Source organism: Pseudomonas sp. H3_D04, assembly GCF_054669175.1.
This window is the reverse complement of sequence record NZ_CP162801.1, coordinates 385,719-409,419: the sequence shown is the minus strand read 5'-3', so window position 1 is coordinate 409,419 and position 23,701 is coordinate 385,719. Positions and strand designations below refer to the sequence as shown.

Genomic DNA, 23,701 nt, shown 5'->3' with positions numbered 1-23,701 from the left:
CATATCCATACAGCAACAATAACAACCGACGGCACAGCAATATAAAACGACTATCACCCCATATATTCAGATCCTGAAGGAGCCAGTTCATATTTTCCAGGCACGAAGTCGTCATATCCAATACTGGCAGGCGAAGCCATTTTGTGAAGAACGAGATGACAAATACGCATACCTGGTCGCAAAACGACTGCGAAAGGAGCGTTATTATATACTTCAAGAGTAAATGCGCGAGCTTTATTGCCACCGTAACCAGGGGCAACATGCGTTGAAAGCAAAACATTCAACCCTAATCGTGCAAGTCCTGACAAATTAGAAAGAGAACCGCCTAATGCCTCACTAAGCCCCACTTTTTCAAGAGTGGCGACCAAAACAAATTCACTAGGCTTCAAAGTATATCCATCAACATCACAGATTTTTTTTCTTACTAGTTTCGGATAGGTTTCAGGCCGAGAGAAATCCACGGAACTCAATGAGACCTCATAAAAAAGCAAATCATTCGATAGATGCAAGCAAATAGAACCAGGCCTCACGGTTAGATTTTTTTCACTTTCAACGACTAACGATCCGTCTATAAGCGCCAACTGAAGATCTTTATCAGAAAGCATTTTACTTCCTCGTAGATTTAACCTTACTTGAAATAACCGATTTTGTACCTACAGGAACAAAATCCCGCCAATTCCTATCTGACGCAATCAACTCCCTAACGAGAGTACCTGTAACATTTTTTGTAGAATACTGACTTGATTCACTACGAACTATCTTAACTTCCATACCCGAGTCTTCGAACAGCTTTTTCTTATGAAGTTCCCAGTCACTAAACAACCTCATAAACTGCACGACTCCGCCATACTCACTGCGCAACTTACCTATGGACTCTTCTGGCTTATCTACATCAAAGGGAATAATCTCAAAGCGGTCTTCTTTAACTCCCCACTCCAAAAGAGAGAGCTTAATCATATCAGCACGCTCTTCAAAGGAGTATGGATTCCCCTCAACTGTTCCTCTATGGGGTAACAACTCACAATCAGTGATGCTTCCTATGTTTGGCTGCGTGATGCCTATCACACATTTTTCTGATTTAGACACCCCATACAGAACATATTCAAAGTGCTCATGATGAAATGGCTGAAATCTACCATGAACCATACCAATTTTAACCTGAGAAGAATCAGGACCTTTTTTTTCGAATGATGCTAACGCCATAGATCTTTGGCTCAAATTGAAATTTAAACCCCGCTCCCACAAGTCGTTGAACAGTTCAAAAAAATAAGGAGCCAATGAATCGGGACAATTCTTAGCATCGAATATCAACTGTGCATTTCTCCAGCCATCCGTACCAGGAGAGTAAACAGACATCGCAGTAACTGTATTATCCGAAATCAAAAGTCTCAAAGGGGGAGTTTTTGGATAAAGTCGAACTTCAAATTTATAACCTTTTAACTGAAGGTCGTGCAGCAGTTTTATGGTAGAAATAATTCTAGCCCTGTTCGTACTAGGACTATCCTTCCCCATCGAAAGACGCGACATATCATCGCTAAACGGATCCATAAGCATAATCCGTACAGCTTGCGAGTTTGAGTTCGACCTAAAAAAAATCCCAGTCTCCAATGCAACCTTTAAAAACTTTTCACCTGCAATACCCATGAACTGCATGCTGATTTTTGTTTGCAAGGCGATAGTTTCAGGCGGATTCTCAGAAAGTTTCTTAATAGATATCAGACCAATACTTGTAGAACCTATAATAACCTCTCGAAAATGGGAAAGGGCACCATCCAAACCGGCACTCCTAGCAAAAATAAATGAAAGTATTACGCCTGAAAAAAACAAAAACGCGGATACCCAATACGCAGGCAGATCAGAAATCTTAAAATAATAGCTAGCCACTGCGACAAAAAACATACAAATCATCAGTGCACCCCATAAAGGCCCTGAAGTCTTTGCCACCTTTACCAACCTTCGCCCGAAATCAAACATATGCCCCCCTATCATCAATTTTCCACCACAGGCAAATAAGCAACTTCCTGCTTGGCACCTTCAAACAACCTCAACAGCATGTTCGCCTTGCGCTATGAACTCTCCAATGAAGCTGAGATTCAGCCCCAAAATCCCAGCCTCAACAACAAAATCACCCTCACTATTTTCGTCGACAGCAATTAGCAATCCACCATTTGTTTGTGGATCACACATCAATAAATTCTCACCATCTAAAAATGGAGTAACCCGGCTGCCATAGCTCTCATAATTGCGACGAGCCCCAGAGGGAAGACATCCTTTTCTTAAATAGTATTCAATGCACTCCAATCGCGGCACAGCTGAGTATTTAATACGAGCGGTTAGCCTACTCCCTTCAGCCATTTCTATCAGGTGACCAAGCAATCCAAAGCCAGTAACATCAGTCATAGCCTTGACGCAATCCAACCTACCAAACCTTACACCTGCACTATTAAGCTGGCACATTAGATCACGCGCCGTTCCTTGATCCACAGAACGAAGAAGACCTAACTTTTCCGCAGTAGCAAGAACACCAACCCCTAACGGCTTACTTAGATAGATCCGACAACCTTCTTCCGCAGTATTGTTCCGCTTCATAAACTTTCGATGAACTGTTCCTGTTACACATAACCCGAAAATTGGTTCTAGAGAATCTATGCTATGTCCCCCCGCAAGCGATATTCCTGCCTCCGCACACATACTCCGCCCTCCCCAGATAACTTGCTGAGCCACTTCTGGTGGGAGATCATTAATAGGCCATCCAAGAATCGCTATTGCTACTAGTGGCTCGCCGCCCATAGCATAAATATCGCTGATAGCATTAGCTGCCGCAATCCGCCCAAAATCGAATGGGTCATCGACTATTGGCGTAAAAAAATCTGTACTAGTGACAATTCCGCGCTCTGCATCTAACCCAAACACCGCTGCATCATCTCGAGATTCATTCCCAACCCATAAATTTGAGTCAGAGCGACTTACGTTGCTGTCGGAAAGAATCTTTTCCAAAACTGCAGGGGAAATTTTACATCCGCAACCACCAGCACGACTGTATTGAGTAAGACGGTACTGCTTGTTCATAGTAGCCCTTCGGCATCTGATTCCGTTCATCGTCATCGTAACAGCTTGAGTCGAGAACTACCCCAGAACACCCAACTCCTTCGCCCGCGCCACCGCCTGCGTCCTTCGCTCAACCCCGAGTTTGCTGTTGATGTGACTGGCGTGGGTCTTGACCGTGTGCAGCGAGATGAACAGCTGATCGCTGATTTCCTGGTTCGAGCAACCTTGAGCGATCAGACGCAGAACGGCCAGTTCACGCGCGCTGAGCTGTTCTGTTGCGGGGGATACTTCCAGTGTGGGGCGAGCGGCCATGGCTGGTAGTTTTTCGGTCAGTTCCTGCGAAACGACTGTAGGAGCGCATAGTTGCAGTTGCCCGCGCAGCCAGTCCGGGTGTTCGGCCAGCAATCGGTCGAACGGTTGCAGGACGCCACCAGCTGACGCTTCCAGTGCCTGGGCAAACGCCTTGCGCGCCTCGGGCTCACGCCCGACCGAAAGCAACAGGGTGATTTTCTGCGTCAGCGCCATCACGCTGAGCATTTGCCGTCCCGATTTCTGCCCATGCTCAAGCAGCGCGTTCAAACGCCCCTCGGCCAGCATCGGCTGCCCCTGGATCACTTCCAGCAAGGCTTGCTGCAATTCGATATGCAGCGGCAGCTGTGGATGGAATTCCGGCGGCGCTGCCGCGTGCTCGCCGTTGTAGGTCTGTCCCAATCGCGCCAGCCAGGCTTCGGCCAGATCGGTACGGCCCTGGGCCAGCCAGAGCTCGCATTTGACCAGGGTAATCATCGCCAGGTAGTAGATCGGCGGCACGTCCCAGATGTGCATCAGGCGCTCGGCTTCGGCGAGTTCGGCGAAGGCTTTGGCGAACTCGCCGCTGCTGCCCTCGAGCCGGGCGATCACGCAGTGGCCGATCAACACGCTGATATCGCGACAGGCTCGGGCTTCATTCAAACCGGCTTGTAGACGCACCCGCGCGGCTTGCGGCTGCAAGCGCACGGCCAGCAAAAAGCCCTCGTACAAGGTCAGGCGTGCACGCACGGCGTAAAGCCGTTGCGGGGATAACCCTTGCAGGCGTTGCAGCCCCTGACGGACCTCCTGCAACGAGCGCAGAATTTCTCCGCGCGCTTGCAGAACACGTGCGCGGTCGTAATGGGCCAGCGCTTCGAACAGTGGGTTGCCGACCCGTTGCGCCAATTCCAGCGATTCGCGGTTCAAGCTGCGTGCACGCCACAGGTCGCCGTCGGCGATCGCCAGGTTGGACAGCGTCGAAAGACACATCAGCCGTTGCCCGTAGCGCTTGGCCGGCAGACTATCCAGCGCTTCGGTGCAGTAAAGTTGCGTGAGCGCGCGATTGCCTCGCCCCCGGGCGATGATGCCACTCAGGGCCAGCCATTGCGCTAGCATGGACTTCTGCGCAGTGGCCGACGGGGCTGGCAGGAAACGACTCAAGTGCGCCGCCAGCTCCTCCGCAGCGTCCAGCTGACAGGCCAGTCCCAACGCCCAGCTGTAGAGCACAATCAGGCGCGGCGTGCTGATCAGCAGGCTGTCGGGCAAGTCCATCTTCCAGCGCAGCAGCATGCCGACATTCTGTTCGGCGAGCAGTTGTTCTTCAGAGAGGTTTTGCACCAGGTTCGCTGCAACGTCCAGGTGTCCGGCGCGCAGTGCCTGCTCCACCGCTTCGTCGAGCAACCCCTGCGCATTGAACCAGCGACAGGCGCGCAGATGCAGGCTGGCGGCCGGCACGATTGACTGGGCGGCGGGCCGGGTACGCAGCAGGTCGGAAAACAAATGGTGATAGCGATACCAGTGCCCATGTTCGTCCAGCGGCACCAGAAACACTTGGTGCGCCTGAAGGAAACGCAGGATTTCGGCACTGTCATGGGCCTCGCGGACCGCGTCGCAGAGCTCGCTGCAAAAACGTTCCTGAGGCGCGGTGTCGTACAGGAACGACTGCACTTCGGCGGGCAGGCAATCGATGACTTCTTCGAGCAGGTAATCGCGAATCAGACCTTCTCCGCCGTGCAACGACTGCGGCAATGCACCGTCGGTACCGGCTTCGGACGCCGCCAGCAACCAGAAACGCAGGCCGGCGACCCAGCCTTCACTGCGTTGGATCAGGTTTTCCAGTGCCTCGCCACGCAATGAACTGCTGTGCCGATCGAGCAACGTGAGGGCTTCATCGTGGGTCAGTCGTAGGTCCTGCTCATGCAACTCAAGCAATTGCCGCGACAAGCGCAAACGCGCCAGATGCCAGTCCGGACGCTGTCGGCTGGTCACCATGACCAGCAAGCCATCGGGCAAATGATTGAGGAAAAACTGCAAGCAACGATCCAGCACAGGCCCCTGCGCCAGGTGATAGTCATCCAGCACCAGCAGCAAAGGTGTCATCGGCGAAAGGTGGATGGCCAGTTCATCGAGCAACCCGTCCAGCCATTCTTCGAAGGCGAAGGGCTGATGGCGCTGGCGCATTTTCAACAGACCCAGGGCCTGGCTGCCGAGCTTCGGAAAGTAATCCTGAAGACCTTCGAGCAACCGCTCGAGGAAACGCCCCGGATCGCTGTCTCGAGGACTCAACCCCAACCACAGACTGTGCCAATGGGCCGGCAGCCCCTGACAGAACTCCACCGCCAGTGAGCTCTTGCCGAACCCGGCGGGTGCACTGACCAGCAACAGCCTGCCACCGAGGCCAGCACTCAGGCGCTCGCACAGGCGAGGCCGCAGCACATGGCCGTCGGGCAACGGGGGCCGAAAAAAGCGCCCGTCCAGTGCCGCGACGGCAACGCTTGCAGGGCCCGGGAGTGGGGACAGATCAGTCATGGCCGGCTCTTGTTTGAATTGCGGGTGGCGGCGTTGCAGATGTCCGCAGACTATCGGTAAACGAAGAGGGAATGAAGGTTATTGCTACAAATGGCTACAAAAAGAATACAAGCAGAAGTTGCGGGGCTTGAGATGGCGTTTTCCTGACAGACCGTATCGCGTCTCCATCGCGAGCAGGCTCGCTCCCACAGTTGACGGCGTTCTCATGGAACAGCGCGCTACCTGTGGGAGTGAGCTTGCCCGCGATAGGCCGTCATCGACACTGAAGATCCACAGTGAGAAATCCGGGCAAAAAAAACGCCCCGAACCAGTCGGGGCGTTTTTCGAGGATGCGGCCTCTGTTCAGTGCAGGTTAACGAACCCCGTCCTGACGCAGCGCAGCGGGGGTGAAATCGCTGGTGGTCGCGGTGAAGCCGAAGTCATATGCCGACTTCTCTTCGTTCTTCATGCCCAGTGCCAGGTAACGGCCCGATTGCAGGTCGTACAAGGTTTCCAGGGCGTACCACGGCACTTGCTTGTCGTAGTAGTTCTCGGCGTGAGCTTCCGCCACTCGCCACAGTTGATTACGGCCGTCGTAGTGGTCGATCACCGCGGCTTGCCAGGTGTCTTCGTCGATGTAGAAGTCGCGCTTGGCGTAGATGTGACGCTGACCTTCCTTCAAGGTAGCCACCACATGCCAGACCCGGCGCAGCTCGTAGCGAGCCAGGTCCTGGTTGATGTGACCGGCCTTGATGATGTCGTCGTACTTCAGTTGCGGTGAATCGAGCTTGTAGCTGTCGGAGGCAATGTACATCTCTTTCTTGCCTTCGAGTTTCCAGTCGTAGCGATCCGGCGCACCGTTGTACATGTCCAGGTTGTCGGAGGTCCGCAGGCCGTCAGCCGCAGTACCCGGCCCGTCATAGGACACTTGTGGCGCACGACGCACGCGACGTTGACCGGCGTTGTAGACCCACGCCGAACGTGGCTCTTTAACCTGATCGAGGGTTTCGTGCACCAGCAGCACACCACCGGCCAGACGTGCCGGCGCAGTCACTTTCTGCTTGAAGTAGAACAGGATGTTGCCCGGATTCGCCGGATCGTAGTCCTTCATCTTGTCGCGGAACACGAACTGATCCTGGAAGTACACCAGGCTGTACGAACCGTTCGGTTGCGGCGTCGCCTGGGTCACCAGGCGGGTCACGCTGCCTCCGCGATAACGGGTGATGTGGTTCCAGATGACTTCAACGCCGGTCTTTGGAATCGGGAACGGTACGGCGGTTTCGAAGTTTTCCAGGCCGTTGCCGCCAGACACGAGGTTGGTGTTGGTGGCGTTTTTCTTGATGGAGGCGAACACGGCATCCGGCACGGTCGCGCCACGATGGGACGGGTAAACCGGCATCTTGAAGGTTTCCGGGTAGCGCTTGAACATCGCGTACTGGCCCGGAGCGAGCTTGTCTTTGTATTGGTCGACGTTCTGCGCAGTGATGGTGAACAGCGGTTTTTCACTGGCGAATGGGTCAGACAGGAAGCCTTTGCCGTCGACGGTGCCGGCGTTTTTCGCCATCGGTTTCCAGGCCGGGATCGAACCGTCAGCGTTGCCCGCCATCTCGGCGCCCATCGGCGTCAGGCTCTTGCCCAGTTTGTCCGCTTCGGCAGCAGGCACTGCCGCCATGACGCTGGTCGCCAGCAGCGAAAGCCCCAGAACTCCAGCGTGGAACAGACTCTTTGTTATTTTCATATGTGTGTTCGTCCTGAAAAAACAGTGCTTAGAAGTTCACGCCGAAGCTGAGCGCAACGAAGTCGCGGTCATCGACGGTGGTGTACTTGCCATCAAAGAAGTTGGTGTAGGCCAGGCTCGCGGTGTAGGTGTTCTGGTATTCGGCATCGACACCCAGGCTCACCGCTTTGCGACCTTCTTCGAAGTTGCCGCCAGGGCCTGGCGAGTAACCGTCCACGTCGTGGGACCAAGCCACGTTCGGCTTGAGGTTCACACCGGCGAACACGTCGTTGTATTCCCAGATGGCGCGACCACGGTAGCCCCACGAAGTCGACGTGGTGAAGCCGTCACTGTTGCAGTTGCGGCTGCGGTTGTTGGTTGGAGTGCCTGGGCCGGCACCGTTGATGGTGCTGGTGTTGAGGGCCACACACGTATTCGCCCCGCCAGTGGCTGGCAATGCACCCGGACCGTAGACCGGATCGCGGCCATAACGGAGGTCGGAAGTGCTTTCCAGGCCGCCGACGTGAGTCACGCCCACTTCGCCCACCAGGGTCAGACGGCTTGCGCCCATGACCTGGTCAAAGAAGTGCGTCAGGGTGGTCTGGAATTGGGTGATTTCTTTACGACGATAGCCGTGCAGGTCTTGACCCGGGCCGGCAGAGAGCAGCGAAGCGTTACCCAGGGCACCGCCCAGAGGTCGTACACCGGCGAACAGAATGTCGGTGGAGTTGAGCTGCACCGGTGCGTTCGGACGGTAGCTCAGTTCACCGCTCCACGCCGTACCGGTAGGCAGGGTGGTAGAGAAGCTCAGGCCGTAGAGGCGAATGTCTTCAGGGTATTCGATGAAGTATTTCGAATTACCTGCCACCAGCAGCGGCGCGAGTGCGGCGAACGGTCCTGGCAGAGAAGCCGCGGTGTTATAGACCGACTGCGGCGCACCCGTGGCGCTGAAGATCGGCGCACGGCTGTGGTAGTTCATGAAGTAGGCACCGAACTCGGTGTCCAGCGGCTCGAACATGTACTTGAGGGACGCGCCCCACTGGCCGCTGTCGCGAGCATCACGATCGCCGCCACGCTGGACCAGCACACCTTCCTCGTTGACATTGACGCCGTTGGCGGCCAATGGACCCAACGCCACGGCTGGAATCTGCGAACGCTTGTTCAGCACGCGAAGGTTATCGGTGCAACCATCGGCAACGATGTCCGGCTGCGAGAAGAACGTGCCGCAGTTATCGACAACGGTCTGGTCCCATTCCAGCTGGTAGAAGGCTTCTGCCGACAGGTTTTCGGTCAGGCTCTGGGACACATAGAACATGTTGACCGGGATCAGGCCTTCCTTGATCTCGGCACCCGGACGACGGAACGCAGACACGTCGATCGGGTTGATCGAGTTGATGCCGCCGCCGATGAAGGTACTTTCACCCCAGCTCACTACCTGCTTGCCCAGACGCACGGAACCCGGCTGATCGGCAACGGAGTAGTTGTGGTAGACGAAGGCGTCGAGGATTTGCCCGCCGGAGGACTTGGCGCCTTCCTTGCGGTTGTTGTCGCTGATGTCCTTGAACGGACGGCTTTCGTCCTTCAGTTCAAAGTCGTACCAGTATTTGCCACGGACGAAAACGCCAGTGTCGCCATATTTCAATTCAAGGTCATGGATGCCCTTGAAGATCTTCGAGAAGGTTTTCCCGCTTTCGAAGTTCAGGTGACCGTCATCAGAGGTCTGGGACAGGCCGCTGCCACCGTTGTTCACGCCAATGAGGTTCTTGTTGGGACTCTCGGTAGACCAGCTGGAACCGATCGAGAGGGAAGAATCGAACTGACCTTCGATTTCACCAACGTTGAAACTGACGCCGAATGCAGGCCCGGCGAGCGAAGAGGCGAGACTGACCGCCAGGGGCAATTTCGCCCGGCGCCAGAACGTGTTTACTGATGTCATCGACGCTACTCCATGTGCATTATTGTTATGGCAGTTAGCACTTCTAAAAACGTTGTGGATGACGGGGAGCCAAGGCGTCCCGAAGTCACTCCAAATTGCATCGCCCCGTTTTGTGCGTGCGCTCCGTTCTTAAAAATCCTTGAGCGGACTATAGCCAGCAGGTAGTAGAGCTTGATCCCTCTAAAGTGTGATTTGCAGCTGCCGGCCACTCTGGAACAGTCCTTTCGCCAGTCCGACACATGTCGGCATGCCAAGGATGGCTGAAAATTCGGATTTCACAAGCCAAGCGCTTGCTTGGTGGGGCTGGCGTGCCCTTTCGGGCACACCAGAAGGCGCTTAAAGCGTCGAGAGGAAGGTGCTGTTGTTGGCCTGCCATTCAGTGATGTCTAGGCGGATGCGCTTCTTGTCGAGTTTGCCGACACTGGTCTTGGGAATTTCAGTAACAAGGGCGATCTGGCTCGGGATCGCCCACTTGCTCAGGTGGCCCAACTCTACGAATGGCTTGAGGTGTTCCTTGAGCTCTTTAGCCCCGATCTCATGCCCTTCGCGGATCACCAGCAGCGCAAACGGGCGCTCGCCCCACTGTGGATCGGCGATGCCTACCACTGCTACTTCGCGTACCGCCACGTGACGGCTGATCAGATCTTCGAGGTCCAGGGACGAGATCCACTCGCCGCCGGTCTTGATCACGTCTTTGATGCGATCACGAATGTCGATCACGCCCATGCTGTCCAGCGTCGCCACGTCGCCGGTGTGCAGCCAGCCCCCGGCCCAGAGCTCGGCGCCCTTTTGCGGTTCGTTGAAGTAGCCCTCGGTGAGCCACGGCGCACGCAGCACCAGTTCGCCCTGAGTCTCGCCATCGGCGGGCAGGAAGTTGCCGTCGGTGTCGACGATCGCCGCCTCCACCAATGGCCCCGGTACGCCGGCCTTGATGCGATACGTGGTGCGTTCGTCTTCGGTGCCGGCCATCAGCTCATCGTTGAGGTGGGCACAGGACACCAACGGCCCGGTTTCCGACATGCCATAAGCGGCGGTCAGCTGAATGCCCTTGGCCTTGGCCGCTTCGTACAGTGCACGGTTCAGCGCACTGCCGCCGATGACGATTTTCCAGCCGCCGAAATCGGTGCTCTGCGCCGCCTTGGAATTGAGGACCATCTGCAGGATGGTCGGCACGCAGTGGGAAAAGGTGACCTTCTCCTTGCGCCACAGCTCCACCAGGTACTCCGGGTCGTAACGGCCGGGATAAACCTGCTTGAGCCCAAGCATGGTCGCCACATACGGCAAGCCCCAGGCATGCACGTGGAACATCGGCGTGATCGGCATGTACACGTCGTTGGTGCCCAGCAGCCTCACGCTGTCGATGGCGCCCATGATGGTCGACACGCCCATGGTGTGCAGCACCAGTTGCCGATGGGTGAAGTACACGCCTTTAGGGTTGCCGGTGGTGCCGGTGGTGTAGAACGTGGTCGCGACCGAGTTTTCGTCGAAATCCTGGAAGTCGTACTGCGTGCTCGCGGCCGCCAGCAACTGCTCGTACTCGCCTACCAGGTTCGGCAAGTCGGCGGTTTTTTCCGGCAGGTCTGTCAGAAGCAGGGTTTTCTCGACCGTGGTCAGGTGCCCGGCAATCGCCTGGTACAGCCCGACGAATTCGCTGTTGACCAGCACGAAGCGGTCCTCGGCGTGGTTCATGGTGTAGAGGATCTGTTCCGGTGACAGGCGCACGTTGATGGTGTGAATCACCGCGCCGATCATCGGGATGGCAAACATGCATTCCAGATACCGATGGCTATCCCAGTCCATCACAGCCACGGTATCGCCGGCCTTGACCCCGGCCGCCGTGAGCACGTTGGCCAGTCGCGCGACCCGCTCGATCAGGGTCGGATAGCTGTAACGCAACTGGTCGCGGTAAATGATCTCGCGAGTTTTCTCGTAACGAGCGCCGGACATCAGCAGCCGTTTGATCAGCAGCGGATACTGGTAAGCGCCTTCGGCTGGGGGGATAACGCGAGTCTGCAACATAAGAATCCCTTTTCTGACTGCACGGTGTTGGCTTCAAGAGGCAACCACTCTAGAACCCTTATACGCCGGCCAAATCAGCCAAAGGAATGATTTGCAGAGCCGTACAAATGCTAGCTTTGCGCCAGCATTTGCGGGAGTTCGTTATCCAGGGCGCTGCGCGATCAATGCATCTCGGTAAAAGCGAGTTTGACGCCGATGGCGATCAGCACCACACCCATGGTCCGGTCGAACCAATGGCCCATCCGCGCAAAACCGGCGCGCACGCGCTGCTGGCTGAACAGCCGCGCCACCAGGCAGAACCACACGGCCGTCGCCGCCGCGAGATAGAGCCCGTAGCCTGCCTGTACCGCCAACGGCGTGTGCGGGTTGATCACCACGGTGAACAGCGACAAAAAGAACAGCGTGGCTTTGGGGTTCAGGCCGTTGGTCACGAAACCTGAGGTGAAGGCACCGCGGGGTGTGCGCTCGCCGGCTTCCTTGTGCAAGTCGTCGGTGACGGCTTTAGCCGGTTGCGCGCGCAAGGCCTTGTAGCCGATGTACAGCAGATACGCGGCAGCCGCCCATTTCAAGGCGTTGAACAGCACGATCGACTGCGACACGATCAGGCCGATGCCGAGCAATGAATAGCCGACGTGCAGGAAAATCGCCGTACCGACGCCCAGCGCTGTCCAGGTCCCGGCGCGACGGCCATGAGTCACGCTTTCACGCACCACCACGGCGAAATCCGGGCCGGGGCTGGCGACGGCGAGCAAGTGAATCAGGGCAACGGTCAAGAACTCTGTCCAGTACATGGGGGCTCCTTTGGGGCGGATCGGTTTGATTGATCAATTCTGAAGCGAACTCAATCTCTGTGGCGAGGGAGCTTGCTCCCGTTCGACTGCGAAGCAGTCGTTAAAAAGGATGATGCGGTACTCCTGACAAACCACGCCCACATGGGTTGGAGCTGCTACGCAGCCCAGCGGGAGCAAGCTCCCTCGCCACAGGTTGTGTGTCAATCCAGCTATTGGGTAACCATTTGTTTCATCTGGTAGGCTCGGCAGATTACGCCTTCAGTTCACCGCACAAAAGGTACAGTTGATGACGAACTCTCGCCGCGCCGTTTTCCTCGACCACCCTTCCCTGGACCTGGGCGACCTCGATCTCAGCCCGTTGCGCGACTGCTTTGACGACTTGCAGCTGTTCGCACAGACCACGCAGGAGCAGGTGATCGAACGCCTCAAGGGCGCCACCGTGGCCATCAGCAACAAGATTCTGATCGACGCCAACGCCATCGCCGCCAGCCCTGATCTGAAGCTGATCCTGATCACCGCTACCGGCACCAACAACGTCGACCTCGCGGCCGCTCGTGCCCACGGCATCACGGTCTGCAACTGCCAGGGCTACGGCACACCGTCGGTGGCGCAGCACACGATCATGTTGCTGCTCAACCTGGCCACGCGCCTGGCGGACTATCAGAAAGCCGTGGGTGAAGGCCGCTGGCAGCAAGCGAAACAGTTCTGCCTGCTGGATTACCCGATTGTCGAACTCGAGGGCAAAACCCTCGGCCTGCTCGGCCATGGCGAACTGGGCGGCGCCGTCGCACGGCTGGCCGAAGCCTTCGGTATGCGCGTGTTGCTGGGGCAGATTCCGGGGCGCCCTGCCCGGCCGGATCGCTTGCCGCTGGATGAACTGTTGCCGCAAATCGATGCGCTGACCCTGCACTGCCCGCTCAACGAACACACCCGCCACTTCATTGGTGCCCGCGAACTGGCCTCGATGAAACCCGGCGCGTTCGTGGTCAACACCGCACGCGGTGGCTTGATCGATGAACAGGCACTGGCCGATGCCTTGCGCAACGGTCATCTGGGCGGCGCGGCGACCGATGTGCTGAGCGTCGAGCCACCGACCGCCGGCAATCCGTTGCTGGCCCACGATATTCCACGGCTGATCGTCACGCCGCACAACGCCTGGGGCAGTCGCGAGGCGCGGCAAAGGATCGTCGGTCAGTTGACCGAAAACGCGCAGGGATACTTCAGCGGTAAAGCGCTGCGGGTCGTCAGTTGATAGACTGCGGCACTTTTTTTCACAGGAGCAGTTATGGATCCGCGCAGTGAAGTACTGCTTCGTCAGGCCGACTTATTTCAGGGTTCGGTGCTGCTGGCCGGTTTGCCCGCCGACGACTTGCTCGGCCGTCTACCCGACGCCCATGGCTGGTGCTGGCATGCCGGTGATCAAGCGGCGCTGGAGGCGCGTTTTGCCGAGCGCAGCCATTTTGGTGTGACCGCACCCGAGCGTGAGTTCGAGACGGCGGTGGTGTTTTTACCCAAGTCCAAGGACCTGACCGATTACATTCTCAACGCCCTCGCCTCTCGCCTGGCCGGTCGCGAGTTGTACCTGGTGGGTGAAAAACGCAGCGGCATCGAAGGCGCGGCCAAGCAACTGAACCCCTTCGGAAAGCCACGCAAGCTCGACAGCGCGCGGCATTGCCAGCTTTGGCTGGTCACCGTGGCCAACGCGCCAGCCGCCAAGTCGCTTGAAAGCCTGGCCCAGACCTATGAATTGCCGCTGGCCGAAGGTCCACTGAAAGTCATCAGCCTGCCGGGCGTGTTCAGCCACGGCCGGCTGGATCGCGGCAGCGCATTGCTGCTGGAACACTTGGACAAGTTGCCGAGCGGCCACTTGCTCGACTTCGGTTGCGGTGCCGGTGTACTGGGTGCGGCGGTGAAACGTCGTTATCCGCACAATCAGGTGACGTTGCTTGACGTGGACGCCTTCGCTGCCGCCAGCAGCCGTATGACGCTGGCTGCCAATGGCCTGGAAGCGGACGTGATTACCGGTGACGGCATCGACGCGGCACCGATGGGTTTAAGTGCAATTCTGAGCAATCCACCGTTCCATGTCGGCGTCCACACCGACTACTTCGCCACCGAGAACTTGCTGCGAAAAGCGGCTAAACATCTGAAAAACGGCGGCGAACTACGCTTGGTTGCAAACAGCTTCCTGAAGTATCAGCCGCTGATCGAAGAGCACTTGGGCGTGTGCGCGATCAAGGCCGAAGGACAGGGCTTCAGAATTTATCGGGCCAAACGAGGCTGAAAAATAAGTGCTTGCCTAACGGGTTTTGCCTAGGCAGAATCCGCTCCGTCCTAGGGGAGTAGTCTCCCACGAGCGCCATGCTCGTCCGGCATACGTCAACATACTTGGTCAACAGACCATGGCGTATGCGACCCAAGCGTCCGCATCAGACGGATCGCAGGGTTTGACAAGACCTATGACACGAACACCTTACCCGGGGCGGGAAGGCTGTACGTGTCATAGCCGTGTCGACCCGCCCCTTAGGAAAATCCCTGATGCTGGACTCTTTGCTCGTTCCCACCGCAATCGTTGCCTTGGCCGAAATCGGCGACAAGACGCAACTGCTCGCGCTCATTCTCGCTGCCCGCTTTCGCAAACCCTGGCCGATCATCGCCGGCATCGTCGCCGCGACCCTGGCCAACCATGCGGCGGCCGGTGCGGTCGGCGCCTGGTTCGGCAGTTTCTTCTCGAATGCTGTGTTGCACTGGATCCTGGCGGCGAGCTTCGCCGCGACCGCACTGTGGACCCTGGTGCCGGACAAGATGGACGACGATGAAGCCAGCACCGCCCGCAAGTTCGGGCCGTTCCTGACCACGCTGATCGCGTTTTTCCTGGCAGAAATGGGCGACAAAACCCAGGTCGCCACGGTGATGCTCGCCGCGCAATACCCGGATTTGTGGCTGGTGATCATCGGCACCACCGCCGGGATGTTGATTGCCAACGTGCCGGTGGTACTGGCGGGTAACTTTGCGGCGGATAAATTGCCGCTCACCCTGATCCGTCGCCTGGCGGCGTCGGCGTTCTTTGTCCTGGCGATTGTGGCGGTGTACAAGGCGATGCAGAGCAGCGGGTGGGTTTGACGCCGTAGGTTGATAGACCGCGTTATCGTTCCTCGCGGGCTAGCCTCGCGCCTACAGATTTTGTGTCGTAATCGACCGAAAACCTGTAGGAGCGAGGCTAGCCCGCGAAGGCGTCAGCGGCATCACCGCCTGACCATCAGGATTTCGGCGCTTTCTCGTACAACGGCATCACCTTCGGAATCGCCGCCTGCAACGAAGCAATCCGGCTGGACGAAGCCGGGTGCGTACTCAAGAACTCAGGTGGAGCGCCTTCCGAGGCTTTGCTCATTTTGTTCCACAACGTGATCGCCGCATTCGGGTTGTAACCGGCGCGGGCCGCCAGCTCGAGGCCGATCAGGTCCGCCTCGTTTTCATTGCCACGGCTGTTGGGCAAGGTCATGCCGTATTTCGCCACGGTGTCCGCCAGGGCCAGGCTGTCCTGACCCAGACCGAGCAACGCACCTGCGCCTTGCTTGGCCATTTCGACACCGTATGCCTTGGACATCGCTTCACGACCATGCTCGCGCAGGGCATGGGCGATTTCATGGCCCATGATCGCGGCGATTTCATCGTCGGTGAGTTGCAGTTTGTCGATCAGCCCCGTGTAGAAAAAGATCTTGCCGCCAGGCCCGCAGTTGGCATTGAGTTCGTCGCTCTTGATCAGGTTGACTTCCCATTTCCACTGGGCCGAATCCGGACGAAACACCGGCGCCTGGGCAATCAGCCGATCGGCAATCAGCTGGACGCGTTTGGCGTCGTTACTGGTCTTGTCCAGCACACCCTTGGTGCTCGCCTCTCCGACAGTCTTCTGATAAGACTGCGCGTACATCTGGTTGACTTCGTCGGTGGACAACATGCTGAACATGTACTGCTTACGCTCTACGCCAACAGCCCCACCGCTGGTGGTATTGACCGACTGACAACCGGCAAGCAACAAACCTGCGCTCAGCGCACACACAACCAATGTCTTGTTCATCAAAAAACTCCCTGAAAACATGCCGGGTATCCTAGGCGGGTAACTGTATCCGCACCAGATACAACTGACGTGTAGACGCTCATTTCAGATAAAGCTCTCATTGCCGTAGGAAAAAATTCACATAACGGCGCTCGCCACGGCCGCCAACGCCCGGCAATGATTCATTTACGACATCAACCACTCCAAAACAGCCATTTCGCGCTGCCTCGCTCATGGCCCTCCAGCATCCTGCCGATACACCACCGCAGACGTCCTCTTGCGTGCGGAGCACCCATGAAATTCAAGTCGATCCAGTTTTCCGTGGCCGCCCTCGCCGGCGCCATCGTCCTTAGCGTAGTCGCCGCGCTGGTGCTGTACGCACTGTTTTCCGGCGCCCGGACGCAAGACATGGTCCAGGAGCGGACCCAGGCGCAATTCGAGCAAGTCATCGAGCAGCGCCTGACCTCTCTGGCGCAAACCCAGGTCAGCCAGATCCAGCGCGAACTCGAAGCGCCGCTGCTGATCGCTGGCGGCCTGGTGCGGGTCAACGCGCTGATCGGTACGCCGGGGGCCGATGGCCAGCCGACATTGAGTCTGAGCCGGGAGCAGTTGATCAGCCTGATCAAGGAAAACGTGGCCAAGAACCCGAAAATTCTCGGCACCTATATAGGCTGGGAAAAAGACGCGCTCGATCACAACGATGCGGCCTACGTCGACACCAAGGTGGTCGGCATCGACGCCAGCAACGGGCGCTTCCTGCCGTGGTGGTTTCGCAACGAGGACGGCACCCTGGGCCTGGACAAACTGGTGGACGTCGATGACCAGAAAACCCTGTCCACCGGCGTGCGTGCCAGCGAGTACTACCTGTGCTCGAAAGAAACCAAGAAGTCCTGCGTGATCGATCCGGCGCCCTACAAGGTCGGCGACAAGATCGTCATGCTCGCCTCCTTTATTGAACCGATCATGCTCAACGGCGCCTTCCAGGGCATCGTCGGCGCCGACCTGTCGGTGAACTTCATCCAGGAAATGTTGCTGGGGGCGAATCAGAAACTGTACAGCGGCGCAGGGGAAATGGCGCTGATCGGTGGTAATGGCCGGATCGTTGCCTACACCAAGGACCCGAGCAAATTCGGCGAAAAGGTCAGCGACATTCTCGACAGCAAGCAGATCGCCAACATGGCCCACCTCAAGAGCGGCGAAGTGACTTACACCGTCGACAAGGCCCAGGGCCGGATCGAGTTGTACCTGCCCTTCGGCATCGGCCAGACCGATGCGCGCTGGACCTTGATGCTGCAATTGCCGCTGAACGCCGTGATGGCCGACCTGCAAAAACTCCAGGGCGACCTGGACGCTCAGCGCAAATCCGACACCTTCGGCATGGCCATGGTCGGTTTGTTGATCGCCGGTATCGGTCTGCTGGTGATCTGGCTGGTGGGCCACGGCATCGCCCGCCCGCTCAAGCAAATGGTCGCGATGCTCGACGATATCGCCAAAGGCGAAGGCGACCTGACGCGCCGCCTGACCAGCGACCGCGCCGACGAACTGGGCTCGATTGCCAAAGGCTTCAATACGTTCCTCGCCAAGCTACAGGCGATGATCACCCAGGTCGTGACCTCGGTGCAGAGTGTCAGCGATTCATCGGAACACACCGCCGACATTGCCATCCGCACCAACATCGGTGTGCAGAAGCAAATGGCCGAGATCGATCAAGTGGCGACGGCGGTGCATGAAATGACCGCCACCGCCCAAGACGTGGCACGCAACGCCACCCAGGCCGCGCAAGCCGCCAGCCATGCCGATCAGGCAGCGGCCCAGGGTATGCAAATTGTTCGGGATACGTCGAATTCGATTGGCGTCCTGGCAATTGAAATCGGCAAGGCTGTGGGCGTGGTGCAAACCCTGGCCAAGGACAGCGAGAACATCAATGCGATCCTGACCGCCATTCGCGGGATCGCTGAACAAACCAATCTGCTGGCCTTGAATGCGGCCATTGAAGCGGCACGCGCGGGCGAACAGGGCCGCGGTTTTGCGGTGGTGGCCGATGAAGTGCGCAACCTGGCGCAGAAGACTCAGAAAGCCACTGAAGAAATCCAGACCATGATCCAGCAACTGCAACAAGGCACCCGCGATGTAGTGCGGGTCATGGAGGACAGCCAGAACCGCACAGACGAAAGCGTTCAACATGCGGCGAAAGCGGCCGAGGCCCTGGAGACCATTACTCAGGCGGTGTCGGTGATCAATGACATGAACACCCAGATTGCCAGTGCGGCCGAAGAGCAGAGCGCGGTGGCGGATGACATCAACCGTAACGTGATCAACATCGGGCAAGTGGCCAATGAAGTGGCCGGCGGGGCGGATGAATCCAGTGCGGCGAGTGCGGATCTGACCAAGTTGGCTGAGCAGCAGCGGCGGCTGATCAATCAGTTCAAGGTTTGATCCAAAAAACCCTTCGCGGGCAAGCCTCGCTCCTACAGAACACTGCGGTCCGTAGGAGCGAGGCTTGCCCGCGAAGGCGTCAGCACAGGCAACCTTTAACCAGGGGTCAGACACTCCGGCCCATTCAGCTTCGGATCATTCACCAGATTTGCCAATACCCGCTCGCGCAACGCCGCGGGTTCACTGGCCAGCAACCCTTGCAATACATGCAGCGGCGTCTCGGGATCAAGCCACGCCGCCTGCCCTGCCTCATCCAGAATCAATGGCCGACGCTGACTCGCGGCCGGCTGGGTGATCACCGCCGTGCTCAGCCACACCTGCTCCTGCACCGGATACGCTTCCCAGATCGCCGCAAAAAACAAGGTCGAGCCTTCTCCCGGCGTCAGCCAATACGGGCGCTTGCGGGTCGTGCCGCGCCATTCGTAGAAACCGTTGGCCGGCAGCAGGCAACGGCGTTCGCGCAGGGCCTGGCGAAACATCGGTTGTTCAGCGACGGTTTCGGCCCGGGCATGGGCCGGGGTGCGGGAAAGATCAGTCAGCCACGGCGGCGTCAGCCCCCAACGCGCCCGCGCCAACTCACGCTGAGCGTCTGCGCCGGCACGCAGCATCAGCACCGAATCATTGGGGGAAATATTCCACTGGGCCTGCTGATCGGCGGGGAAGCCAGGCAGGGCCGCGAAGGCGGGGTTCCAGCGAAACAGGGCATAACGTCCACACATGGGGCAACACGACTCTCAATAAAACGAACGCCAGCCTAACAGACCAGCGTGCCGGGAAAGCTGTCCGGTTCATCACCGGGCAGTGGCAGCGCGGCATTGTACGCGGTGATCAGCTCGCGGGCGTATTCGGCCTGGTCGTTGTCCACCGACAAACCCAGCAGGCCGTAGATCGGCAGTTCACCGGTCCCGCCGATCAAATCGCGGCCCACCAGATGCGCCTCAATGCCCTCGCTGGCCAGCATGCCTTGCAGCAACTCCCCTTCCATCAGGTTTTCCGGCTCGTAGATTCGCTGCATAGACGCCCCTTACTCGTTTTCGCTGAACACTTCGAGATGCCATTCCTCTCCGTCTACCTGCAACACAAACGTTATCGGCCGACAGCACACCTGACAGTCCTCGATATAGGTCTGATCGCCACCGGACAGGTCCACCGTCGTCTCGACCTCTTCACCACAATACGGACATTCGTACAACGCAGGTTCCAGCATCGCGGTCTCCCAAGTGACTTGTGCGTATAATCGCCGGTCTATTTGCAGGGCTATTTTTGTCTGGCTAACTTTTCAGACCGTGCCCCGTTGGTTTTCGATCAAAACCTTTACTTACCCTAGCCGTTTCTAACAAGAGAGCATGATGGGCGAATTCGATGCCATCCGACCTTACAATGACAGCGAAGTCCCTGCGGTGCTGGACCGACTGCTCGGCGACAAGGCGTTTCTAGATATCCTCATCCATTTCCGCTTCCCGCGTTTTGCCGGTGCCTTTGGCTGGGCGCTCAAACCTCTTATAGCTCATCGGCTGCGCCGTGAGTTCGCCAGCGTCACCTCGGTGGCGACGTTGCAGGATAAAGTCGAGATGTATGTCGACCACACCATCGAACGAGCCACGGACGGTGTGACGTACACCGGCGTCGAGCAGTTCAAGTCCGGCAGCGCCTACCTGTTCATCGCCAACCACCGTGACATCGTGATGGACCCGGCCTTCGTCAACTACGCCGTGTACCACGCCGGCCTGCCGACACCGCGCATCGCGATCGGCGACAACTTGCTGCAAAAGCCCTTTGTCAGCGATTTGATGCGCCTGAACAAGAGCTTCATCGTGCACCGTTCGATCACCGGGCGTCGCGAGAAGATGGCGGCGTATCAGCTGCTGTCCGCCTACATCAACCACTCGATCCGCAACGATTGCGCCTCCATCTGGATCGCCCAGGCCGAGGGCCGGGCCAAGGACGGTGATGACCGCACCGAGTCGGCGATCCTGAAGATGTTCCACATGAGCCGCAAGGACGAGCCGTTCGGCGAAGTCATCCGCTCGCTCAACGTCAGCCCGGTGTCGATCAGCTACGAATACGACCCGTGCGACCAGGCCAAGGCCCGCGAGTTGTTCATCCGTGCCACCACCGGCAGCTACACCAAAGTCCCGGGCGAGGACGACGTCAGCATCGCCAAGGGCATCACCGGCTACAAGGGCCGGGTGCACGTGAACTTCGCCGCGCCGATCACCGAACTGTTCGACGACACCAAGCAATTGGCGATCGAAATAGACCGGCAGATTCTCGGCGGCTACCGGTTATTCCCGGTGCATTACCTGGCTTACGCGCAGTGGAAAGACGCTGACCCGCAATTGCAGGTGCCAAAAGCTGCCGAGGTGTTTGCGGCCGACGAACTGGCCAAGGCCCAGGAAGAATGGCAACGCCGACTGGAAGCCTGCCCTGAGGAACATCGGCCGTATCTGGTGCTGCAATATGCGACGCCGGTGCGTAATCAGTATCGGGTCAAGGCTGGTTTGCCGCTGTAATTGACTGGATACGACAACGGCGCCTTCGAGGCGCCGTTTTTATTTGCCTCGACGCGGTAGGTGGGCGAGGCACTGTCCCCGTGGCGAGGGAGCTTGCTCCCGCCCGACTCAGCAGCAGTCGAAACATCGGTGCTCGCGGTTTGCCTGACGCTACAAGGATGGCTGGTTGTGGGGCCGTTTCGCAGCCCAGCGGGAGCAAGCTCCCTCGCCACAAGGTTCTGCGTCAAAGATTCAGAACCAGGTGCTGATCCAAGACACCAGCAACGCCAACCCCAGGCACGCGAAGCCGAAGCGGTAGAAGAAACGGTTCATGCGCAACGTCGCCCAATCCAGGGTGGGCTCTTCGTTCGGGCGGCTCTGGCGCTGGGCGACAAGGCTCGCCATGGCGCGTTGTTCACGGCGACGCGTGGCATGCAGCAGCCAACTACCCGGGAAGGCCAACAGCAAGGCCAGCAGGTTGATCAACTTGGCGGGATGGTGGGTGAACAGCGAAATCAAATGCAACGACATCACGGACCTCGGCAAAACAGGTGTGGCAGACGCCGAACCGACGACCGCGGCGCGAATTCTACCGAAAGCCTGTCCCCCTGCCCTGCCTTTCCGACAAATAACGAACCATCTGACCAAATGCTGCCCTGTGTCACGGCTCCGTCATCTGAATACGCCAGTCTGGCGGCCCTCGAAACCGACACGGATACCGTCATGCTGCACGCCGAAAACCAGGACCGCCTCTACCTCATCGCCCAGAGTGACGAACAACAAAACCTCGTAGGAAGCCTCGCCTTTAACGTTCAGGACCGCCATTGGCTGGTTTATTGCGCACTGGGCGGGCATCAGCATGCGGATTTGCCAGAGACGGATTTGCTGACCGGCGTGAGCGTGCTGGATTTCTATTCACAAGCGGCCTGACCCCACCAGCCTCGCGCCTGCTGGTGATCGGTAATCAGCAGGCATGAAAAAGCCCGGAGCCATTGCTGGCACCGGGCTTTTTTGAATCTCGCGAAAGTTACTCGCCGAGAATCTGACCAATCGTCGGGTCCTTGAACAGACGCGTCAACGCATCGCTCAACACGTCGCTGACCAGCTTGGTGTTGGTTTCCTGATTCGGCGCCATACCGAAACGCTGGTCCAGGGATGCGCCGTAACGGCCGCTGTAGCGACGGTTGGCGTTCTGCACATCCGAGCGGAAGGTTGCGCCGATGGTCGCTTCAGTCACGTACATGCCTTCTTTAGGCGACTGATACTTCAACTCGGCCAGGGTCACGGTCAATTGCGGGGCATTCAGCGCATTCGAGGTCGGGGTGAAGCCCAGCAACCGCACGGCCGCCTCGGCCTGTGCCTGCAATTTCGGCAGGATCTGCGCGCCCTGCACGGTGATCGCGCTGGTCTCGGGGTACAAACCACCACGGGTGCCCAGGGTCGGCGACGGACGACCATCCACCACACGCACCACCACCGGCTGACCGCGGCCGACCGGCGCCAGCTGAGCTGTCAGCTTGGGTTCAGGGTTCAGTTGTTGCGGGCTGTGGGCGCAGCCGACGAGGGTCAAACTGGTCACAGTGATCAAACCGAACAACAGGCGTTGCAACATGCTCTTCTCTCCAGAATCAGGCACAAACAGGCCCGCAGTATAGCCGTGCGCCACTGCAGCGAACTAGGGCGCTGCAATGATTGAAGTAATTTCCTACAAACCCATCAGAAACCCCCTCGTGTCACAGATCTGTCATCGCCCATACACTTTCACGTCACGGCTTGCTGGCAACCTTCTCGGCAGGTCACCCACAAGGTACTTTGTCATGCGTTATCTCATCTCGCTGTTCGCGCCACGCCCCTTGCACCGCAGTTTTGCCCTGCTCGACCGCAATGGTCATTGCCAGGCGTTCAAGCAGTGCAGCCTCCAGCCGATGGGCGATGGCTGGGTCGAAATCGAAGAAATCCGCCTCAACTGGTTGCACCATCCCCTGCCCCCGAGTGCCCGTGTCAGCCAGCGCCGGCCACGTGCACGGGTGCAACATCTGTTGACCACCTGACCAGACGCCTAATAAAAGTCATTAAACACGTCCATTTCCCTGCGTTTCTTAGATACAATCTCCCCCCGATTATAAGGACGTCTCCTGATCGGGCCTCGCAGCATCGTCAATGCTTCGGTATTGGCACCCCGCACCGCCCACAGAGAGCCGCCCACACAGATCGAGTGAAGCTGGCGCGCTTGCTGTTCCTTGAGCAAAAACCCCACTTTTCGCGAATCTGCAGAGCTGTCATTACGCTCGGTCACTGAGCTGTTTGCCCGTTTTGCCTGTCATGTACCCCATGACGGCAATCCATCCGGGCACGGTGCCAGGCTGGGACAGCCCTTTTTTGAGGTTCACGTCTTCAAAAGAGCGTGAA

At 58.0% G+C, this 23,701-nt stretch carries 21 protein-coding genes and 1 riboswitch; of the genes, 7 read left to right on the top strand and 14 right to left on the bottom strand.

Annotation, left to right across the window (positions count from 1 at the left end; all coding sequences use genetic code 11):
* Positions 1–53 precede the first annotated feature (53 nt).
* From dcd to AB4N91_RS01975, 8 genes are all read right to left on the bottom strand, one after another.
* On the bottom strand, positions 54–605 hold the full coding sequence (gene dcd / locus AB4N91_RS02010) for a dCTP deaminase (protein WP_154912446.1): 552 nt from the start codon (positions 603–605) through the stop codon (positions 54–56).
* A 1-nt stretch (position 606) separates the two neighbouring features.
* The gene (locus tag AB4N91_RS02005; protein WP_154912445.1) at positions 607–1,944 is read right to left on the bottom strand and encodes a nucleotidyl transferase family protein; all 1,338 of its coding nucleotides are present in this window, start codon (positions 1,942–1,944) and stop codon (positions 607–609) included.
* 90 nt (positions 1,945–2,034) lie between these two features.
* Positions 2,035–3,069 (bottom strand): selenide, water dikinase SelD, encoded by a 1,035-nt coding sequence (selD, locus tag AB4N91_RS02000; protein ID WP_154912444.1) that lies wholly within the window; start codon positions 3,067–3,069, stop codon positions 2,035–2,037.
* 57 nt (positions 3,070–3,126) lie between these two features.
* Positions 3,127–5,865 (bottom strand): LuxR C-terminal-related transcriptional regulator, encoded by a 2,739-nt coding sequence (locus AB4N91_RS01995; protein WP_460112072.1) that lies wholly within the window; start codon positions 5,863–5,865, stop codon positions 3,127–3,129.
* Between the two features lie 352 nt (positions 5,866–6,217).
* A complete protein-coding gene (locus AB4N91_RS01990; RefSeq protein WP_010458193.1) occupies positions 6,218–7,582 on the bottom strand; it encodes a DUF1329 domain-containing protein in 1,365 nt (454 codons plus the stop codon).
* A 28-nt stretch (positions 7,583–7,610) separates the two neighbouring features.
* Positions 7,611–9,497, bottom strand: coding sequence for a DUF1302 domain-containing protein (locus AB4N91_RS01985; RefSeq protein WP_172791632.1), 1,887 nt, complete (start codon positions 9,495–9,497; stop codon positions 7,611–7,613).
* A 336-nt stretch (positions 9,498–9,833) separates the two neighbouring features.
* Positions 9,834–11,516, bottom strand: a complete 1,683-nt coding sequence (locus tag AB4N91_RS01980) for a fatty acid--CoA ligase (RefSeq protein ID WP_077748998.1) — start codon at positions 11,514–11,516, stop codon at positions 9,834–9,836.
* A gap of 161 nt (positions 11,517–11,677) precedes the next feature.
* Positions 11,678–12,307: a LysE family translocator gene (locus tag AB4N91_RS01975; RefSeq protein WP_083375764.1), complete on the bottom strand. Its 630-nt coding sequence runs from the start codon at positions 12,305–12,307 to the stop codon at positions 11,678–11,680.
* A 286-nt stretch (positions 12,308–12,593) separates the two neighbouring features.
* Here AB4N91_RS01975 and AB4N91_RS01970 point away from each other — a divergent pair, with 286 nt between their 5' ends.
* The 3 genes from AB4N91_RS01970 (at position 12,594) to AB4N91_RS01960 (ending at position 15,430) form a co-directional block, all read left to right on the top strand.
* Positions 12,594–13,559 carry a 2-hydroxyacid dehydrogenase gene (locus AB4N91_RS01970; protein WP_221107351.1) on the top strand — a complete coding sequence of 322 codons (966 nt, stop codon included), beginning with the start codon at positions 12,594–12,596 and terminating at the stop codon, positions 13,557–13,559.
* 33 nt (positions 13,560–13,592) lie between these two features.
* Positions 13,593–14,591, top strand: a complete 999-nt coding sequence (locus tag AB4N91_RS01965) for a class I SAM-dependent methyltransferase (protein ID WP_221107353.1) — start codon at positions 13,593–13,595, stop codon at positions 14,589–14,591.
* Between the two features lie 40 nt (positions 14,592–14,631).
* A riboswitch (yybP-ykoY riboswitch) is annotated at positions 14,632–14,756 on the top strand.
* Positions 14,757–14,845: 89 nt separating this feature from the next.
* Positions 14,846–15,430 (top strand): TMEM165/GDT1 family protein, encoded by a 585-nt coding sequence (locus AB4N91_RS01960; protein WP_010458201.1) that lies wholly within the window; start codon positions 14,846–14,848, stop codon positions 15,428–15,430.
* A 136-nt stretch (positions 15,431–15,566) separates the two neighbouring features.
* Here AB4N91_RS01960 and AB4N91_RS01955 read toward each other — a convergent pair whose 3' ends face one another.
* Positions 15,567–16,385, bottom strand: a complete 819-nt coding sequence (locus tag AB4N91_RS01955; protein WP_010458203.1) for a M48 family metallopeptidase — start codon at positions 16,383–16,385, stop codon at positions 15,567–15,569.
* A 273-nt stretch (positions 16,386–16,658) separates the two neighbouring features.
* On the opposite strand from AB4N91_RS01955, the gene AB4N91_RS01950 reads away from it, so the two are divergent.
* The gene (locus tag AB4N91_RS01950; RefSeq protein ID WP_154912441.1) at positions 16,659–18,800 is read left to right on the top strand and encodes a methyl-accepting chemotaxis protein; all 2,142 of its coding nucleotides are present in this window, start codon (positions 16,659–16,661) and stop codon (positions 18,798–18,800) included.
* 95 nt (positions 18,801–18,895) lie between these two features.
* Here AB4N91_RS01950 and AB4N91_RS01945 read toward each other — a convergent pair whose 3' ends face one another.
* From AB4N91_RS01945 to AB4N91_RS01935, 3 genes are read right to left on the bottom strand one after another with little or no spacing between them, the layout of a single operon-like run.
* Complete coding sequence (locus AB4N91_RS01945) at positions 18,896–19,519, bottom strand: SOS response-associated peptidase (protein WP_010458207.1); 624 nt, start codon at positions 19,517–19,519, stop codon at positions 18,896–18,898.
* A 35-nt stretch (positions 19,520–19,554) separates the two neighbouring features.
* Entirely contained in the window at positions 19,555–19,815 is a 261-nt protein-coding gene (locus tag AB4N91_RS01940) for a putative signal transducing protein (protein WP_010458208.1), read from the bottom strand.
* Positions 19,816–19,824: 9 nt separating this feature from the next.
* On the bottom strand, positions 19,825–20,007 hold the full coding sequence (locus tag AB4N91_RS01935) for a CPXCG motif-containing cysteine-rich protein (protein WP_010458210.1): 183 nt from the start codon (positions 20,005–20,007) through the stop codon (positions 19,825–19,827).
* Positions 20,008–20,146: 139 nt separating this feature from the next.
* On the opposite strand from AB4N91_RS01935, the gene AB4N91_RS01930 reads away from it, so the two are divergent.
* The gene (locus AB4N91_RS01930) at positions 20,147–21,313 is read left to right on the top strand and encodes a 1-acyl-sn-glycerol-3-phosphate acyltransferase (protein ID WP_077749002.1); all 1,167 of its coding nucleotides are present in this window, start codon (positions 20,147–20,149) and stop codon (positions 21,311–21,313) included.
* A 231-nt stretch (positions 21,314–21,544) separates the two neighbouring features.
* Here the strand turns inward: AB4N91_RS01930 and AB4N91_RS01925 are convergent, their stop codons facing one another.
* Entirely contained in the window at positions 21,545–21,823 is a 279-nt protein-coding gene (locus AB4N91_RS01925) for a hypothetical protein (protein WP_010458213.1), read from the bottom strand.
* Between the two features lie 192 nt (positions 21,824–22,015).
* Between AB4N91_RS01925 and AB4N91_RS01920 the strand changes: the two genes are divergently transcribed.
* Complete coding sequence (locus AB4N91_RS01920) at positions 22,016–22,222, top strand: hypothetical protein (RefSeq protein WP_010458215.1); 207 nt, start codon at positions 22,016–22,018, stop codon at positions 22,220–22,222.
* 97 nt (positions 22,223–22,319) lie between these two features.
* Here the strand turns inward: AB4N91_RS01920 and AB4N91_RS01915 are convergent, their stop codons facing one another.
* Positions 22,320–22,904 (bottom strand): YajG family lipoprotein, encoded by a 585-nt coding sequence (locus tag AB4N91_RS01915; RefSeq protein WP_010458217.1) that lies wholly within the window; start codon positions 22,902–22,904, stop codon positions 22,320–22,322.
* A 205-nt stretch (positions 22,905–23,109) separates the two neighbouring features.
* On the opposite strand from AB4N91_RS01915, the gene AB4N91_RS01910 reads away from it, so the two are divergent.
* On the top strand, positions 23,110–23,343 hold the full coding sequence (locus AB4N91_RS01910; protein ID WP_010458219.1) for a hypothetical protein: 234 nt from the start codon (positions 23,110–23,112) through the stop codon (positions 23,341–23,343).
* The last annotated feature ends 358 nt before the right edge of the window (positions 23,344–23,701 follow it).

What these genes read in the sequence shown, in the direction of transcription:
- dcd (WP_154912446.1), bottom strand. Translation starts at nt 605, where the DNA reads ATGCTTTCTGATAAAGATCTTCAGTTGGCGCTTATAGACGGATCGTTA.
- selD (WP_154912444.1), bottom strand. Translation starts at nt 3,069, where the DNA reads ATGAACAAGCAGTACCGTCTTACTCAATACAGTCGTGCTGGTGGTTGC.
- AB4N91_RS01995 (WP_460112072.1), bottom strand. Translation starts at nt 5,865, where the DNA reads ATGACTGATCTGTCCCCACTCCCGGGCCCTGCAAGCGTTGCCGTCGCG.
- AB4N91_RS01990 (WP_010458193.1), bottom strand. Translation starts at nt 7,582, where the DNA reads ATGAAAATAACAAAGAGTCTGTTCCACGCTGGAGTTCTGGGGCTTTCG.
- AB4N91_RS01985 (WP_172791632.1), bottom strand. Translation starts at nt 9,497, where the DNA reads ATGACATCAGTAAACACGTTCTGGCGCCGGGCGAAATTGCCCCTGGCG.
- AB4N91_RS01980 (WP_077748998.1), bottom strand. Translation starts at nt 11,516, where the DNA reads ATGTTGCAGACTCGCGTTATCCCCCCAGCCGAAGGCGCTTACCAGTAT.
- AB4N91_RS01975 (WP_083375764.1), bottom strand. Translation starts at nt 12,307, where the DNA reads ATGTACTGGACAGAGTTCTTGACCGTTGCCCTGATTCACTTGCTCGCC.
- AB4N91_RS01970 (WP_221107351.1), top strand. Translation starts at nt 12,594, where the DNA reads ATGACGAACTCTCGCCGCGCCGTTTTCCTCGACCACCCTTCCCTGGAC.
- AB4N91_RS01965 (WP_221107353.1), top strand. Translation starts at nt 13,593, where the DNA reads ATGGATCCGCGCAGTGAAGTACTGCTTCGTCAGGCCGACTTATTTCAG.
- AB4N91_RS01960 (WP_010458201.1), top strand. Translation starts at nt 14,846, where the DNA reads ATGCTGGACTCTTTGCTCGTTCCCACCGCAATCGTTGCCTTGGCCGAA.
- AB4N91_RS01955 (WP_010458203.1), bottom strand. Translation starts at nt 16,385, where the DNA reads ATGAACAAGACATTGGTTGTGTGTGCGCTGAGCGCAGGTTTGTTGCTT.
- AB4N91_RS01950 (WP_154912441.1), top strand. Translation starts at nt 16,659, where the DNA reads ATGAAATTCAAGTCGATCCAGTTTTCCGTGGCCGCCCTCGCCGGCGCC.
- AB4N91_RS01945 (WP_010458207.1), bottom strand. Translation starts at nt 19,519, where the DNA reads ATGTGTGGACGTTATGCCCTGTTTCGCTGGAACCCCGCCTTCGCGGCC.
- AB4N91_RS01940 (WP_010458208.1), bottom strand. Translation starts at nt 19,815, where the DNA reads ATGCAGCGAATCTACGAGCCGGAAAACCTGATGGAAGGGGAGTTGCTG.
- AB4N91_RS01935 (WP_010458210.1), bottom strand. Translation starts at nt 20,007, where the DNA reads ATGCTGGAACCTGCGTTGTACGAATGTCCGTATTGTGGTGAAGAGGTC.
- AB4N91_RS01930 (WP_077749002.1), top strand. Translation starts at nt 20,147, where the DNA reads ATGATGGGCGAATTCGATGCCATCCGACCTTACAATGACAGCGAAGTC.
- AB4N91_RS01925 (WP_010458213.1), bottom strand. Translation starts at nt 21,823, where the DNA reads ATGTCGTTGCATTTGATTTCGCTGTTCACCCACCATCCCGCCAAGTTG.
- AB4N91_RS01920 (WP_010458215.1), top strand. Translation starts at nt 22,016, where the DNA reads ATGCTGCACGCCGAAAACCAGGACCGCCTCTACCTCATCGCCCAGAGT.
- AB4N91_RS01915 (WP_010458217.1), bottom strand. Translation starts at nt 22,904, where the DNA reads ATGTTGCAACGCCTGTTGTTCGGTTTGATCACTGTGACCAGTTTGACC.
- AB4N91_RS01910 (WP_010458219.1), top strand. Translation starts at nt 23,110, where the DNA reads ATGCGTTATCTCATCTCGCTGTTCGCGCCACGCCCCTTGCACCGCAGT.